The organism is Schinkia azotoformans LMG 9581 (genome assembly GCF_000307855.1).
Classification (GTDB): domain Bacteria; phylum Bacillota; class Bacilli; order Bacillales; family Bacillaceae_J; genus Schinkia; species Schinkia azotoformans.
Window position 1 is genome coordinate 41533 of sequence record NZ_AJLR01000039.1, and the last position, 15759, is coordinate 57291.

Here is a 15759-nt window from a genome sequence, read left to right on the forward strand (position 1 = left end):
CCTTTTCTCATTTTTTAAAATAATTTTCCAAAATGTATTCATGTAAACCAGGTTTCGCTGCAAACACCGGTGTTTGTTTCGTTAACAGCTGTAATGGCTCTCCACTTACCGAAGAAATTTTTCCGCCAAGTTCTTCAATTAATATCTTTCCTGCTGCATAGTCCCAAGGTGCGAGCCGCATGGAGAGGTATCCATCTATTTTTCCTGAAGCAATATAAGCCATCTCAAGCGTGGCTGAACCAAATGATCTTGTCCCTCTTACATCCCTAATAAGCGCAGAGGTAATAGAAGAATCTATCCGTTTATTCTCAATTCCCCATGCCGCATTAATACCAATAACTGCTTTTCCAATTTCAGTCGACTTTAGCGGTGGCAGTGCTTCTCCGTTTACAAATGCACCACCACCTTTTACAGCATAATAAAGATCATCAGCAACAACATCGTAAATAAAGCCAATAACCCCTTCTCCATTATGATATATTCCCACTGAAATTGCGAAATGTCGCTGCATATGTACAAAGTTCATGGTCCCATCAATCGGATCAATGATCCATACGATCCCATCAAGAGAAGTCAATTCTTCCCCATATCCTTCCTCACCAAGGATGTGATGTGATGGATATTTTTCATTAATTTTTTGGATAAAAAATTTTTCAATCTGTTTATCCATATTCGTTACTAGATCGGAAGCATTTTCTTTAAAGTCTATTATTAATTTTTGCTTAAAGGACAAACGAATTTGATCTCCAGCATCTAAAACTAATACTTTTGCAAAATTGAAGACATTGTCCCAGTCATGTTTTTCCAAATCAATAGCCCCCCTTATAAAAACCTTTTTTCTATAATTATAATGCAAAGTTTTCCATAAGTATAATCTATCACAAATCCGCACATAAAGAGACGAACCACTTTTAGGTTCGCCCTAGTTCTATTATGCCTTTAAGCGAAGTATTTCTTGTCTGAATTGCTCTAAGATTAATTTTGATTTTTTGATTTGTGCTTCATCATTTGCGACCATAGCATCATAAAGTGTTGCTAGTTCATAATCAATCTCGAGTCTTAGCACAGGTAATCTTTTTTCCGCTTCATTTCTTTTTATTACTCTTACAACTTGTTTCACCGTGCAAACACCCCTTTACATTTTAATGATCTCAATTTATAATAGCCTGAATTTTCTGAGTCCCTTATTCTTTGTATATACTATGAACTACGATATTGATTTGCAACAAAATTGATTGAAAACAGGCAAATTTGGAAATAGTTTTAGTATCATTCAATATAAAGGAGCAAACTAATGAAGTTGATTTTTCCGCTTAGAAACGCAACTAGAACCACAATATATGTGACTGACACAACTCCCATTGTTGGTATTGAATATGGCTCAAAGCTTCCTAACGGTACTGTTCTTCAAAACCGTAATGAAAAATTAGCGTATGATATAAGTGGTCTTTATTTAGTTGATTACACATTAGGGGACAGATGGTGTGAAGGAAGCGTAATTGTAGCTAGATAAAGAAAGGATGAAGAGCCGATGCAACGGTCTTCACCCAACTAAAGTTACCTTATAGATAGGAATTAATGTTTCAAAGGTATCCTTAACAATCTGTGTAAATTGTTCACCATTTTTCAAAACAGGGTCATTCATGTCAAAATGCTTCCCGATTAGAAACTCACCTTTTTTGGTATCGCGGAAACGAGCTAACCCTTTTTCCAATTCATCAGTTTCCGTTACGGAAAACGAGCCTTTTTGCATATGGTCTAAAGATATAACATAGTCATTTGGAACAGTCTTAATTAAGCTAATATTGTTCATTAAAGCTTGGCCAATTTCTTTTTTGTTGGGTAATTCATAAATCAACGCAAGCCAAATAAAGGCATGATCATCAAACAGTCCTACTTGAAAATGCGGGTGTTTTTTATAGCCGCGTTTATTATTAGCAATCGCCAACCAAGTATCCTTTGGTGGATTTACAGTACGTCTTGCATGCTTTGCAATATGCAGGTACATTTCATTGCTTAGTTTCATTGAAAGATCGTCTGCAAGGACTTGACCAATTTTCTGAAATTTCGGTTGTATATTCCCACGAATTAATTCCATTCGTTCTTCTAATCCTTCAACAGAAAAGATCTCAAAGTCTTTTTGTGAAAATCCTGTAAAATTCAATTTGTTCACTCCATCATCTGTTTCTACATTTTTATTTTTTGACCTTGGTCAGTATCTTTTGCTTGTTTTATTGTACGGTAGCAGGAAAAACCCGATGCTTTCTCAAATTGTCCGCATAGTTGTTTTTCTTCCCCAATACTCGGGACTATTTCCTTAAAACGGCGATAGGAAGCTAACAGCTTTTCACGGCTAACTCCTTTGTCATAGGCTTCTTCTACACATTGAAAAAAATAAATCACGTCAATGATTTCCTGCTTATTCCAATCAAGCGATAATGGATAACTGTAATTTTCCAATTTATACACCCACTTTACTTGTCTAGCTGTCTAGCTCCAATTATACCCAGTTTCTTCTAATTGATTCAGCTTCACCTATCATTCTTTCAAATAGTTCAGCTACTGTCGGAACATCCTTTATTAAGCCCATAACTTGGCCGGCCCAACCAAAGCCTTCTTGATCATTTCCATCATAAATATAACGTTTATTCGCTTCACCACTAATAAATTCTCTTAAATGTTCATAATCACCAAACTCTTTTTCAAGTTCAAGAATTTTATTTGTAAAATCATTGGCGATTGCTCTAGCAGGAGCACCGATAGAACGTTTAATTACAACTGTATCATTCTCCGTTCCTTCTACAAGGCGATTTTTATAATGTTCATGGGCATGGACACATTCCTTAGTTGCAATAAATCTAGTGCCCATTTCAATTCCTTCAGCACCTAAAGCAAGTGCTGCCAGCATCCCACGACCATCACCAATCCCACCTGAGGCAATAACTGGAATTGACACAGCATCAACTACTTGCGGAATTAAAACAAATGTACCGGTATCACTTCTACCAAGATGGCCTCCGCCTTCCTGACCAACTACCATCACTGCATCCGCCCCTAGTTCTTCAGCCTTTTCAGCCTGGCGTCTTGCCGCGACTAACACCAATTTTTTTATATCCACCCCTTTTAGCATGTCAAAAATAGGAGCTGGGTTCCCACCTGTCATCGTAATAGCGGGAACTTTCTCATCTATGGCTACTTGAAGCATATGCTCGTATTTTCTGCCGTGCTGGCCGATCGCATAATTCACTCCAAAGGGTTTATCTGTTTTCTGCCTTACTTTATGTATTTCTTCCCTGAGTTCCTCCGGAGTTTGTAAAGACATAGCTGTAATTTGTCCAAGACCCCCGGCATTTGAAACAGCTGCGGCTAAATCAGAATAAGCTAAGTACGCTAACCCTCCTTGAATGATTGGGTATTGAATACCTAACAAGTTTGTAATTCTTGTTTCCCATTCCATCAAAAACCCTCCCCATTTGTTCGTTAAAATTCTTTGTTATCTATTCATTTTAAACGTTTTTGGGGAAAAGATAAAAGAAAGAAGCGAAATTTTCTTGAAAATTTTTATGCTTCTGTTAAAATTTAAATGTTTGTTTAAAGTTAATCGTATTGAGGTGTCTAAATTGAATCAAAATGAAACTCCCCTTTTTACAGGGCTATTAGAACATGCAAAGAAAAATCCGATTCAATTTCACATCCCTGGACATAAAAAGGGAGTAGGAATTGATCCTGAGTTTAGAGATTTCATTGGTAAAAATGCTTTATCCATTGATTTGATTAATATTGGTCCTTTGGATGACTTACATCATCCTCACGGGATTATCATGCAAGCACAAGAATTAGCGGCAGAAGCATTTGGGGCTGATTATACATTTTTCTCTGTACAAGGAACAAGCGGCGCCATTATGACGATGGTTATGTCCGTATGCAAACCCGGAGATAAAATAATCGTGCCCAGAAATGTCCATAAATCTATTATGTCTGCGATTATTTTCTCTGGTGCAACACCGATTTTTATCCATCCAGCGATCGATAAAAATCTCGGCATATCCCATGGAATAACAACAGATGCGGTCCGTAAAGCGTTAGAGGCACATCCCGATGCAAAAGGCTTACTTGTAATAAATCCAACATACTTTGGTATCGCAGCTAATTTAAAAGAAATAGTTGATATCGCCCATTCCTACGACATTCCGGTATTAGTGGATGAGGCACATGGTGTCCACATCCATTTCCATGATGACCTTCCAATGTCTGCCATGCAGGCTGGTGCAGATATGGCTGCCACAAGTGTTCATAAGTTAGGCGGATCGATGACACAAAGTTCAATCTTAAATATAAAAGAAGGATTAGTATCAAGAAAGCATGTACAAGCCATTATTAGTATGCTGACAACCACATCTACTTCTTATTTATTATTAGCATCTTTAGACTGTGCCCGCCGCCAATTGGCTACTAAAGGAAAAGAACTGGCTGAGAAAGTAATAGGTCTTGCTGGATTGGCCCGGAAAAGAATTAACGAAATCCCGAACTTGTATTGTGTTGGTGAAGAAATACTTGGTACAAAAGCAACCTATGATTATGACCCTACGAAGTTAATTATATCGGTGAAGGATCTTGGTCTGACAGGATATGAGGTAGAAGTTTGGCTCCGTGAACATTACACGATCGAGGTTGAGTTATCTGACCTATATAACATCTTATGTATTGTTACACCAGGAGATACAGAAGAAGAGATCAATATTTTAGTCGAAGCACTTCGTGAACTTTCATACAGCCGGACTGAAATAACATCATCCACAAAAGCATTGGAAGTTCATGTTCCAAATATCCCATTATTGGCATTATCGCCTCGTGATGCCTTTTATTCCGAGGTTGAAGTTGTTTCGATTGAAGAATCAGTCGGAAGAATTATCGCTGAGTTTGTTATGGTTTATCCACCGGGAATTCCGATTTTAATACCAGGGGAGATTATTTCGCAGGAAAACGTTGATTATATTAAGGAGAACCTTGAGGTTGGTTTACCTGTTCAGGGACCTGAAGACCCTGAATTAAAAACAATTCGTGTAATTAAAGAATACCGAGCAATCAAATAAAATATAAATAAAAATAGAGTGTAGCTAAATGTGCCACACTCTTTATTATTTCAATTCATAACAATTTAATAATGTGAAAATTATTTTTCTACTTCTTCATGCTCACAAGAATCACAGCATTTAGCGTAAAGAGTTGTCACTTTTTCATCTTCGAAGTGGTCAATTGTGTTTTCACATTGCTGACAGACGATCGTACCCATGATTGATTTCATCCCCTTCGAAACGGTTTAATAAGTTATCATATTTCCATGATAATATGTCATACTATTAGTGTCAAGACCATTTTAGGTATAACACATTTAAAAATAACTCCGACATAATTTTACATAATTCAACAAATCTCATTTTCGGAATCCTTTTCCTAGTTGTAAATGGACTTTAAAAAATGCTATGATATTAGACGGGTTATAGTATACGGTTTAGAGGGGGATTTTATATGTCGAGAACAGCATACATAAAACTTGTACCTGCATCAAATAAGCAAGAAGTAACTATAGATGATCTTAGAGATTATTTAAATTATTATCAGGAAATTACAAGTAAAACTGGTGAGCAACTTGGTTGGAATTATGAAAATTCCGCTTTCCCATATGAAATAAAAGAGCGTGAAGATTCTAATCATGAATGGTTTTATTTGAAAGGAACTTCTGATCGATATAATTTTATCCTTTTAGGGGTAGGTTCCGAAGAAATTAAAGAAGAAGACGGTTCAGCAAGAAAGCAAAATTTCATTCAAGTGGCCCTTCCTGAATCCGCTAATTTCGGCGATAAAAATAAAGCAGTTGAATTCATTAAATTTTTAGGCCGCAAATTAAACGGAGAGGTTCATCTATTCAACGGCAGAATTATGTACTTTTACGATAAAAAATAAAGTGAGAAAGAGGCTGTCTTTTCGACAGCCTCTTTGATTATGAAAACACTGTTTTTAGTACTTTTTCAATTTCTTTTTCCGTTAATCCTTTCCAAAACAATTCTCCCCTATACAATAGATCTAAATGGAGATGTAATTCCGTTCGGTCTCCTTTCACATCACCGCTTGTCCCAGTATTGCCAACATAACCGATTAGGGTATCAGCACTTACCCCATCACCAACCTGCAAATCCTCAGGAATCCGATCTAAATGAGCAAATCGCGCTTGAAGACCATTTTCATATTGAATCCAAACCTGTCGTCCTCTTAATCGATCTAAAATATAGGCTGGCGTAAACCCAACTTCCGCCGCAATTCCCAGTTCTTGATTTCGCTCTTCCTTCGAACTGTATCTCTTATACTCGTGATCAGCCCGTACAACGATTCCATCCGCCATCGCAAATACCTTTGTTTGTTCGTTCATCGGCACACCTGTGGAAAACCCATACCAGTCCATTCCTTCATGGACTCCGTTGCGATATGCCCGCTTAGCGCCAGGTAAGTGGGATCGTATTGTATCTACCTGCGCGCCTTTGATTGGACTTTCAAGAATATCCATGATCTCAATTACATTTTCAACGCTGCCAAGGTACGAGAGCTCGGTAACTTCATTATTTATTTTCGGTTCAATTATTTTTGATGTATTAATAAATGTTTTGTCATTTTGAGTTTTAACCATCAGCCCTAATTTTTCTTGTAAAAAGGCCACTGATAGCCATGCCTCGTCACCTATGATTTTAAAATCCTCAGTTGCAATAGGTAATAGTAATCCATTTTTCTGAACTACAGGTATAGTATCAATTAAATAAAACTGGTATTCACCTGAATGCAACATAAGTGTTTTATTAATTTCATCAAAATTTGCTTTTGCCTTTGTCGTTTTAATCAATGACTCTACTGGTATTAAAACTACCTCACCATCATTTTTAAATGGTATTTCTGTCCACGTCTCGTTTCCCGTCTTTTCCTTTTCTTCTGGTGTTTCCTGCTTTAATTCATTTGAATGATTCCGAAAATAACTTGATTCACAACCAAAAAAAAACATCATACAAGCTAGACAGAGGAGCAGTTTTTTCAAATATGACCACCCTCCTTTTTATGCATTCCATCATTATTCCCAATTTTTATTTATTTAAACAAAAAACTGCCTCCCGAAGGAAACAGTTATTCTATAGTTTCTATTAAGTTGGGATCGGCGGCTTGATACCCTTTATTCTCTAAACCTATCACAATGTCTTGTAGGGCCTCATTCGTCCATTCACGATCATGCATTAATAAATTGGCTCCTTTATGAAGCAGCTCTGTGTTAACCATGATAGTAGTTAACGCTTCTTTACTCATGTAATTTTTCATAAAATCATAACCATAGGACCAATTCATTAGGACCATTTTTTCATCAGCCACTACTTGTCTGCTATAATCCGTATTAACACCATGTGGTGCCCGAAAAAATTTCGGTCTTTCACCAATTATTTTTTCAACTAAATCATTTAATTCAACAATTTCTTTGTATTGTTCTTCATTGGATAATGTTTTTAAGTTTTGATGAGTCATAGTGTGATTTCCGATCAGAAAGCCCATTTCATGAATTGCCTTCAATACAGCCTCTTGTTCAGGCGTTTGCAAAAAGTGACCATTGACAAAAAAGATTGCATTCACATTTAAATTCTTCAATGTTTTTGCCATTTCAAGGGCATGCTTATCAGGTGCATCATCTATAGTTAACAAAATGACATGATCCGGTGCATCACCAATTGGTTCAATGTTAAAATTTTTTGGATTGATTTTATACTGCGGCAAAACTTTCGGGGCATTCGTTATTTCGGTTTGTTCGACAGTTTGTTCAACCTCTGTTACCACTGGGGTTGATTCCTTCGCAACAGTGGCCACAGCTTCCTTGATTTTTTCCTGCTCCTTCCCCTGTCTCTCTTCTGTTTCTGAACAAGCCGATAATACAATTATTAAAAATAGAAAAAGTAGTAATCGAAGTTTCATTTTGTTGTCCCCCCATATTATGAAAATACGTTATTACCATTATAGTATATCATCACATGGGTATGAGGAAATATTTCAGCACTATATCTAGTATTTTGAATTTTTCATTTGTGTAACAAATAGATGACAATACTTCCACTTTTTAAAATGAATGATAAAATATGACATAGGTATAGATACATAATTTCTCTTTCAGAAAGAAGTGAGCAACAAATGAAATTAAAACTTGGATCGATCTTTTTTTCCATGTTTTTATTAGCGGCCTGTAGTACGGTCGATAGTGATGCACTAGCTAATATTAATTTGGATGGCGAGGGTTATCATCTACTGTTTTTTTCTGATGAAGAAAAAATAAAGCTGGAAAACAACTATTATGATGTCTTACTCGACCTTCGCAAGAAATTTCCAAATGAAATGGCCGATGTAATTCTTGTTCAATCAACGAACAAGAATGAGAAGATTAAAAAGTTCGATGTAAGTGTCTATCCTACCTTAATCGTAATAAAAGACGGAGAAGAAAAGACACGTATTGAAGGCAAGAAAAGTAAGAGAGAAATTATGAATCATCTTATGGATGCCATGGAGAAACAAAAAACTAAATAGAAAATTACTTTTCTGCGTGCCAAAAAAGGGCTGTTTCAAAAGTATCACTCACCACATAATACCTAGTGGTATTTCGTGCATGATACTTCTGAGACAGCTCCTTCTTTTTATTTATTCTATTGTCCAGCTCCAGCATCCAGCGACTCGTAAACTTCGCTTAACGGATGCTTCCGCTTTTCTATTTTACAATATGAATCGGGCTTCCAATGGCGACTTCAGCGGCCTCCATTGTAATTTCCCCCAATGTTGGATGAGCATGAATCGTTAACGCAATATCTTCTGCGGTCATTCCAGACTCTATCGCCAGTCCTAACTCAGCAATCATATCTGATGCATTAGGTCCAACAATTTGTGCTCCAATCACTAAACCATCCTCTTTACGGGTAACAAGTTTCATAAACCCATCAGATTCATTTAATGCCAACGCACGCCCATTTGCAGCAAACGGGAATTTAGCTGCGGTCACATCAATGCCTTCATCCTTTGCTTGTTTTTCAAAATACCCTACTGTCGCACACTCTGGATCTGAGAATACAACGGCAGGAATAGCCTGATAATCAATTTCTGATGGATGCCCTGCAATTGCTTCAGCTGCAATTTTCCCTTCATAAGATGCCTTATGCGCCAGTTGAGGGCCTTCGACGATATCGCCAATTGCGTAAATATTGTTGACAGATGTTCGACATTGCTTATCGATTTTTATTAGTCCGCGGTCTGTCATCTCAATTCCTACACCTTCTAAACCAATCTCCACAGTGTTTGGCTTACGTCCGACTGTTACAAGCAGATAATCTCCCTCAACCGTTTTTGCTTCACCATTCACTTCGAAAGTAACCTTCACACCAGTCTCTGATTCTTCCACGCCTTTTGCTAAGGCCTTCGTATAGATTTCTACAGTACCTTTATTTTTAAGCCGTTTTTTCACAACGGATATCATTTGTTTTTCGAAACCATTTAGAATATCTTCCATACCTTCGATAATGGTAATCTCACTGCCGAAATTTGCGTAGGCTGTACCAAGTTCAATTCCAATCACGCCGCCACCGATGATGATCAATTTCTTTGGTATTTCCGGTAATGATAATGCACCAGTGGAGTCGAGCACACGTTTCGTAAATTTAAAAGCAGGAAGCTCGATCGGTCTTGAACCAGTTGCAATAATTGCATTTTTAAATTTATAGGTTTGTGCGGATTTTTCGCTCATCACACGTACGGTGTTGCTATCAACGAAATAAGCCTCACCACTAGCTATTTCGACTTTATTTCCTTTTAATAATGCCCCGACACCACCGGTAAGCTTATTCACAACACTTGCTTTCCATTCCTGAACCTTTGTAAAATCAACCGTAACATTTTCTGCATGAATACCAATGTCTCCAGAATGTTTTGCGGTTTCATAACGATGTCCTGCTGAGATAAGAGCTTTTGAAGGTATACAACCTACATTTAAACAAACTCCACCTAGATTTCCTTTTTCAACAATCGTTACCTTTTGTCCGAGTTGTGCTGCTCTTATGGCAGCTACATATCCACCGGGGCCTGCTCCAACGACAATAGTATCAGTTTCAATCGGAAAATCTCCTACAACCATTTTTTAAGCCTCCATTATTAATAATTGTGGATCATGTAATAATCGTTTAATATGGTTTAACGCATTTTGTGCTGTTGCTCCATCAATCATTCGGTGGTCAAAGCTTAAGGAAAGGGCGAGTACCGGTGCAACAACTATTTCACCATTACGAACGACCGGTTTCTCGGCAATCCGGCCAATTCCTAAAATCGCCACTTCCGGATAATTAATTACAGGAGTAAACCACTGACCACCGGCAGATCCAATGTTTGAAATTGTGCATGATCCACCCTTCATTTCATCCGGTGCCAGTTTTCCATCACGTGCTTTTGTTGCAAGTTCGTTAATTTCATTTGAAATCGTAAAAATTGATTTTCTATCTGCATCCTTTACAACAGGTACTAATAAACCTTTGTCTGTATCAGCTGCAATGCCGATATTATAGTAATGTTTGCGAACAATTTCCTGTGCCTCGTCATCAATTGATGAATTTAAGTCAGGATACTCTCTTAATGCAGATACTAGCGCTTTTACAACATAAGGCAAATAGGTCAGTTTGATGCCTTTTTCCCCGGCCACTGCTTTAAATTTCTTTCTGTGCGCAACTAGATCTGTAACATCGACTTCGTCCATTAATGTAACATGTGGTGCAGTATGTTTTGAATTAACCATTGCCTTAGCAATTGCTTTCCTAATTCCACTCATTTTTTCGCGTGTTTCAGGGTAGTAACCACTTGGAGCAGCCAAAGTTGTAACGGTTTCCTGTCCAACCTTTTCGTCCTTCACACTAGTTTCAGCAGCACCTACAGGTGCACCACCGGACATGAAGCGTTCAATATCCTCTTTTAATACCCGACCATTTTCACCAGATCCCGTTACTTCCGAAATATTTACGCCTTTTTCACGTGCATATTTCCTCACTGATGGCATCGCAATCACTCGTTTATTTGAAGCGGTGGCCTCTGGAGCTTGCGGTGCAGTTTGCGGACTTTCTTTGTTCTCTTCAGCTGTCACTACTTTTTCTTCAACAGCAGCAGGTGCTTCAGTTTCAGCTCCCGCTTCTCCGCCTTCATGTCCTTCGGCATCAATAGTTACAATCGTGTCCCCTACAACAGCTACCGTTCCTTCCGACACCTTAACTTCCAACACGGTGCCATCTACTGGAGACGGGATTTCAACAACAGCCTTGTCATTTTGGACTTCACATAGAATATCATCTTCTTTTACCTTATCTCCAGGCTTTACAAACCATTTGACGATTTCGCCTTCATGGATCCCTTCACCAATATCTGGTAGTTTGAATGAAAACGCCACAAATTTTCCCTCCTTAAAAATTGAGAACGACTTTTACTTTTTCAATAATATCTGTGTAATTTGGCAGCCAGACATCCTCTGCCATTGAAAATGGAAATACAGTATCAGGAGCCGTTACACGTAATACTGGTGCCTCTAAATCTAAAATTGCACGTTCAGTGATCTCCGCAACCACATTTGCGGCTACACCTGCCTGTTTTTGTGCTTCTTGAACAACAATGGCCCGATTCGTTTTCTTTACGGATTCAATGATAGTATCGATATCAATTGGACTAATCGTTCTTAAATCTATAACTTCAATACTAATGCCCTCTTTGGCCAACTCATCAGCAGCCTTTAAGGAAGAATGTACCATAGCGCCGTACGTAACAATTGTAAGATCTTTTCCTTCCCTTTTAACAGCAGCTTTTCCAAGTGGAATCGTGTATTCCTCTTCAGGTACCTCCTCACGAAATGAGCGATAAAGCTTCATATGCTCCAAGAAAATAACAGGATCATTATCACGAATTGCCGATATTAATAATCCTTTTGCATCGTAAGGGGTGGACGGGATCACCACTTTTAAACCAGGCTGTTGCGCTAATAAGCCTTCCAGACTATCAGCATGGAGTTCCGGTGTTTTAACCCCCCCACCGAACGGGGAGCGAACTGTAATTGGTGCTTTAAATGTTCCACCAGAACGATAACGCATCCTTGCCATCTGTCCACTTAAAGAATCCATCACCTCATATACAAAGCCAAAAAATTGAATTTCCGGCACAGGTCGAAAGCCCTCAAGCGCAAGACCAATGGCAAGGCCTCCAATCGCGGATTCAGCGAGTGGGGTATCAAAGACACGATCCTCCCCAAATTCTTGCTGCAAGCCCTCTGTCGCCCGGAAGACTCCACCATTTACGCCAACATCTTCACCGAAGATAAGAACGTTAGGATCGTTTTTCAATTCAGTTCTCATCGCATTAGTGATTGCTTGAATCATTGTCATTTGAGCCATTGATTATTTCGACTCCTTTCGTACATATTCTTCCCTTTGCTCCTTTAAATTGTAAGGAAGGTTTTCATACATAATATCTATTAAATCCGTAACTTTTTGTTTAGGTGTTTCATCTGTTTTCTTAATTGCGGCTTTAATATCCTCTTTGGCCTGTTCGATCACCTTTTCTTCCTCTTCTTTGGACCAAAGCCCTTTTCCTTCTAAAAACTTTCGGAATCTAACAATTGGATCTTTTTTCTCCCACTCATTTGTCAATTCCTCTGTCCGATAACGAGTTGGGTCATCTCCAGCCATCGTATGAGGACCGTAACGGTAGGTAATCGTCTCTATTAGTGTTGGACCCTCACCATTAATAGCACGGTCACGAGCCTCTTTAACAGCAGCATAAACAGCAAGAATATCCATACCATCAACCTGAATACCAGGAAAGCCCACAGCAATCGCTTTTTGGGCAATTGTCTTCGCAGCCGTTTGCTTTTCAACCGGTGTTGAAATTGCAAATTGGTTGTTTTGAACAACGAAAATCGCAGGCGCATTATAAGCACCGGCAAAATTTAAGCCTTCATAAAAATCACCTTGAGAGGAACCGCCATCTCCTGTATAAGTGATGGCCACCGCTTTTTTCCCACGTTTCTTTAAACCTAACGCCACACCAGTAGCTTGAATAATTTGGGCGGCAATAATGATTTGCGGCGGCAAGGCATTTACACCCTCTGGCATTTGGTTACCTACATAATGGCCTCTTGAAAATAAAAATGCTTTATGAAGCGGAAGCCCATGCCAAATGAGCTGTGGTACATCACGATAACCCGGTAAAATCCAGTCTTCTTTTTCCAATGCAAATTGGCTGCCTAATTGTGAAGCTTCTTGTCCAGCAGTCGGTGCATAAAAACCAAGTCTACCTTGACGGTTTAAAGAAATTGATCGTTGATCCAATACCCGCGTATAAACCATCCGTCTCATTAATTCCTTCAACTGGTCATCAGATAATGCGGGCATGGCCTCTTGATTCACAATTTGACCTTCTTCATTCAGAACTTGAAAGGTTTTAAACATTTCCTCAATTTTGGTTACAATCGTTTTATCTATCATGACTTTCACCTCTTCATATCAATCGTTTTCAAAAGAAACGGTAACTATTACTATTCATACAGAATTATATTACCCACAATTCCTATTCAACTATTCCATTTGCATTCCACAAAAGCCTATATATTCGTTATGTCTCCCTCCCACAAAATTATGTATTACTATATCCAAAAGCAATAATACTACAGCAAATAATTAAACAATTCTAATTTCACTGTTGGAAGCATTGTCTTAACACCCTTATATTTCAACTTTACATCATAAGTATAGTGGTAATATGTGATATTCGTCAATTTTTCTGTATTAATATATTCAACAACTCTGTTCCACATTACATCGATTTGTTTACATAAAAAAAGCCTACTCGAAAGTGAACGGCACTTTCCAAGTAGACTTTATCAATGAGTTATTTTGCTGTATCATCAAATACAACATTCAAATCTGCAGCAAGATAAAACTCCTTTTTCTTTTTATTGTATGTATCTGTCAATTCGTTAAACCTTTCATTTTCCTTCACAACGTTATCATACATCTCATTAATTTTTTTGACCTGCATTTCGAGCTGTTCTAATGTCAGTTCTTCTTTTTGGAACATTTCATATAATTCACGGTCCAACGCAATTGCGTTTTTATAATTTTTATAAAGCTTGTCATAAGATTCATAACGTTGATTCATAACCTTTAATAAATCTTCAGCAATGGTCTTCATTTTTTCATCTTTAAGTTTACCAACTTTTGATTCAGTTAATAAAAACTCTTTTTTAGATGATTCGATACTTTCTTTTTCTTTTTCAATCCTTGATTCACGCTCATTAACAACTTCTATAGCCTCTTGGGATAACCCTTTGATTTGTTCGAATTCAGACATCCCCAGCTTAATGATTTTTTCATATATTGTTTGTTCCTTCTTTTCAAGTTCAACGAGTGGCTGTTGTTGCTTTTCAAAATTGGCTTCCAATCCTACCGCATTTTCTAAATGGGTAAATATTTCTTCTTCAGCTGACATGCCGCAACCGGATAATAACGCAATACATGCGATTACAAATAAAAAGTTCTTCATTAAGTACAATGGCTTGCTCCTCCTTGTCTCAAAGTATTATTATAAGTTCTTGTGTTTCGAATGACAACCTGAATACTGTAATTTCCCATCATTATTTATTTAATTCTATAGTATGCGCTTGTCCAATTAAATAGTCTTTTTTCTAAAAGGAAAAAATGTGCTAAACTAAATTTACTTATCAAAAGGGAAACATAGGAGGAGACCATAATTGATTACTATGGATGATATTGTCCGCGAAGGACATCCGACATTGCGAGAAAAAGCAGCAGATGTTGTTTTGCCAGCATCAACGGAAGATAAAGAAACCCTAACAAAAATGATAGAATTTGTTATTAATAGCCAAGATCCCGAAATTTCCGCAAAATATGGACTGCGTCCAGGAATCGGGCTTGCGGCACCGCAACTTGGAATTCCTAAAAGAATGATAGCTGTTCACGTTACTGATGATAATGATGAGTTATATAGCTATGCTTTATTTAATCCCAAAATTGTCAGTCACTCAACTCAAAAAAGTTATTTAGCCGGCGGTGAAGGATGTTTATCTGTTGACCGCGAAGTGCCTGGGTTTGTCCCAAGATATGCAAAAATTACAGTGAAAGCTGTTGATTTAGAAGGCAAAGAAGTCAAAATCCGTTTAAAAGGATTGCCAGCCATCGTTTTTCAACATGAGATTGATCATTTAAACGGAATTATGTTTTATGACCACATTAATCAAGATGATCCATTCCAAAAACTAGAAGATGCGATTGTTATCGAATAAGTAAGTAAATAATACATGAAATTGCAAAAAAGGCTGGCGTTTTTTATGTCGGCCTTTTTGCTATGTCGTTTCCATTAACCCCCATGAAACAAAAAAAGGATAATACACATAATAAGATCAAATAAAAAACAGTATAAAAATCATGAGAACGGAGATGAATGTATATGTTCAAGCGATTAAAAGAAAGAATTAGAGCACATATGAAGGATTTATTTGGTCGAAAAACGATAGCATAACCTTATTTCAAAGAAATGTTTTGGATCGAAAACCTATACCAAAGATAAGCTTTTGTAGAAAAAAAATGAAAAAGATTTAAATTTCCGCTATAATGAACAAAGATAATTATTTGGAAAAGGCAAGGAGAGATTGTTAGG

The 15759-nt window shown here is 37.6% G+C and carries 18 protein-coding genes; 5 read left to right on the plus strand and 13 right to left on the minus strand.

Going from position 1 to position 15759, the window contains the following annotated elements:
• Nucleotides 1-7 precede the first annotated feature (7 nt).
• Both BAZO_RS04005 and BAZO_RS04010 read right to left on the minus strand, forming a co-directional pair.
• Nucleotides 8-808 carry an inositol monophosphatase family protein gene (locus tag BAZO_RS04005; protein WP_003330005.1) on the minus strand — a complete coding sequence of 267 codons (801 nt, stop codon included), beginning with the start codon at nucleotides 806-808 and terminating at the stop codon, nucleotides 8-10.
• Nucleotides 809-931: 123 nt separating this feature from the next.
• Nucleotides 932-1120, minus strand: coding sequence for a hypothetical protein (locus tag BAZO_RS04010; protein ID WP_003330006.1), 189 nt, complete (start codon nucleotides 1118-1120; stop codon nucleotides 932-934).
• Between the two features lie 174 nt (nucleotides 1121-1294).
• Between BAZO_RS04010 and BAZO_RS04015 the strand changes: the two genes are divergently transcribed.
• Nucleotides 1295-1513 (plus strand): hypothetical protein, encoded by a 219-nt coding sequence (locus BAZO_RS04015; RefSeq protein ID WP_003330007.1) that lies wholly within the window; start codon nucleotides 1295-1297, stop codon nucleotides 1511-1513.
• Nucleotides 1514-1543: 30 nt separating this feature from the next.
• On the opposite strand, the gene BAZO_RS04020 is transcribed toward BAZO_RS04015, so the two are convergent.
• The 3 genes from BAZO_RS04020 to BAZO_RS04030 are packed head-to-tail and all read right to left on the minus strand — an operon-like array spanning nucleotide 1544 to nucleotide 3457.
• On the minus strand, nucleotides 1544-2164 hold the full coding sequence (locus BAZO_RS04020) for a YktB family protein (RefSeq protein WP_003330008.1): 621 nt from the start codon (nucleotides 2162-2164) through the stop codon (nucleotides 1544-1546).
• 23 nt (nucleotides 2165-2187) lie between these two features.
• Nucleotides 2188-2460: a UPF0223 family protein gene (locus BAZO_RS04025; RefSeq protein WP_003330010.1), complete on the minus strand. Its 273-nt coding sequence runs from the start codon at nucleotides 2458-2460 to the stop codon at nucleotides 2188-2190.
• Nucleotides 2461-2500: 40 nt separating this feature from the next.
• Entirely contained in the window at nucleotides 2501-3457 is a 957-nt protein-coding gene (locus BAZO_RS04030; RefSeq protein ID WP_003330011.1) for an NAD(P)H-dependent flavin oxidoreductase, read from the minus strand.
• A gap of 163 nt (nucleotides 3458-3620) precedes the next feature.
• Between BAZO_RS04030 and BAZO_RS04035 the strand changes: the two genes are divergently transcribed.
• Nucleotides 3621-5093: an aminotransferase class I/II-fold pyridoxal phosphate-dependent enzyme gene (locus BAZO_RS04035; RefSeq protein WP_003330012.1), complete on the plus strand. Its 1473-nt coding sequence runs from the start codon at nucleotides 3621-3623 to the stop codon at nucleotides 5091-5093.
• A gap of 80 nt (nucleotides 5094-5173) precedes the next feature.
• On the opposite strand, the gene BAZO_RS04040 is transcribed toward BAZO_RS04035, so the two are convergent.
• A complete protein-coding gene (locus tag BAZO_RS04040; protein ID WP_003330013.1) occupies nucleotides 5174-5293 on the minus strand; it encodes a GapA-binding peptide SR1P in 120 nt (39 codons plus the stop codon).
• Nucleotides 5294-5529: 236 nt separating this feature from the next.
• Here BAZO_RS04040 and BAZO_RS04045 point away from each other — a divergent pair, with 236 nt between their 5' ends.
• Complete coding sequence (locus BAZO_RS04045) at nucleotides 5530-5964, plus strand: DUF1885 family protein (RefSeq protein WP_003330014.1); 435 nt, start codon at nucleotides 5530-5532, stop codon at nucleotides 5962-5964.
• Nucleotides 5965-6001: 37 nt separating this feature from the next.
• Here BAZO_RS04045 and BAZO_RS04050 read toward each other — a convergent pair whose 3' ends face one another.
• Together BAZO_RS04050 and BAZO_RS04055 are read right to left on the minus strand one after the other, a co-directional pair.
• Complete coding sequence (locus tag BAZO_RS04050; protein ID WP_003330015.1) at nucleotides 6002-7081, minus strand: M23 family metallopeptidase; 1080 nt, start codon at nucleotides 7079-7081, stop codon at nucleotides 6002-6004.
• Between the two features lie 86 nt (nucleotides 7082-7167).
• The gene (locus BAZO_RS04055; protein ID WP_003330016.1) at nucleotides 7168-7998 is read right to left on the minus strand and encodes a polysaccharide deacetylase family protein; all 831 of its coding nucleotides are present in this window, start codon (nucleotides 7996-7998) and stop codon (nucleotides 7168-7170) included.
• Nucleotides 7999-8211: 213 nt separating this feature from the next.
• Here BAZO_RS04055 and BAZO_RS04060 point away from each other — a divergent pair, with 213 nt between their 5' ends.
• Nucleotides 8212-8601, plus strand: coding sequence for a thioredoxin domain-containing protein (locus BAZO_RS04060; protein ID WP_003330017.1), 390 nt, complete (start codon nucleotides 8212-8214; stop codon nucleotides 8599-8601).
• A gap of 178 nt (nucleotides 8602-8779) precedes the next feature.
• Here the strand turns inward: BAZO_RS04060 and lpdA are convergent, their stop codons facing one another.
• The 5 genes from lpdA to BAZO_RS04085 form a co-directional block, all read right to left on the minus strand.
• Nucleotides 8780-10192: a dihydrolipoyl dehydrogenase gene (gene lpdA, locus BAZO_RS04065; RefSeq protein ID WP_003330018.1), complete on the minus strand. Its 1413-nt coding sequence runs from the start codon at nucleotides 10190-10192 to the stop codon at nucleotides 8780-8782.
• A 3-nt stretch (nucleotides 10193-10195) separates the two neighbouring features.
• Entirely contained in the window at nucleotides 10196-11485 is a 1290-nt protein-coding gene (locus tag BAZO_RS04070; protein WP_003330020.1) for a dihydrolipoamide acetyltransferase family protein, read from the minus strand.
• Nucleotides 11486-11498: 13 nt separating this feature from the next.
• Complete coding sequence (locus tag BAZO_RS04075) at nucleotides 11499-12476, minus strand: alpha-ketoacid dehydrogenase subunit beta (RefSeq protein WP_003330021.1); 978 nt, start codon at nucleotides 12474-12476, stop codon at nucleotides 11499-11501.
• 3 nt (nucleotides 12477-12479) lie between these two features.
• Nucleotides 12480-13568 carry a pyruvate dehydrogenase (acetyl-transferring) E1 component subunit alpha gene (pdhA, locus tag BAZO_RS04080; protein WP_003330022.1) on the minus strand — a complete coding sequence of 363 codons (1089 nt, stop codon included), beginning with the start codon at nucleotides 13566-13568 and terminating at the stop codon, nucleotides 12480-12482.
• A gap of 403 nt (nucleotides 13569-13971) precedes the next feature.
• The gene (locus tag BAZO_RS04085; RefSeq protein ID WP_039956996.1) at nucleotides 13972-14625 is read right to left on the minus strand and encodes a YkyA family protein; all 654 of its coding nucleotides are present in this window, start codon (nucleotides 14623-14625) and stop codon (nucleotides 13972-13974) included.
• 208 nt (nucleotides 14626-14833) lie between these two features.
• On the opposite strand from BAZO_RS04085, the gene def reads away from it, so the two are divergent.
• Nucleotides 14834-15385 (plus strand): peptide deformylase, encoded by a 552-nt coding sequence (gene def / locus BAZO_RS04090; RefSeq protein WP_003330024.1) that lies wholly within the window; start codon nucleotides 14834-14836, stop codon nucleotides 15383-15385.
• The last annotated feature ends 374 nt before the right edge of the window (nucleotides 15386-15759 follow it).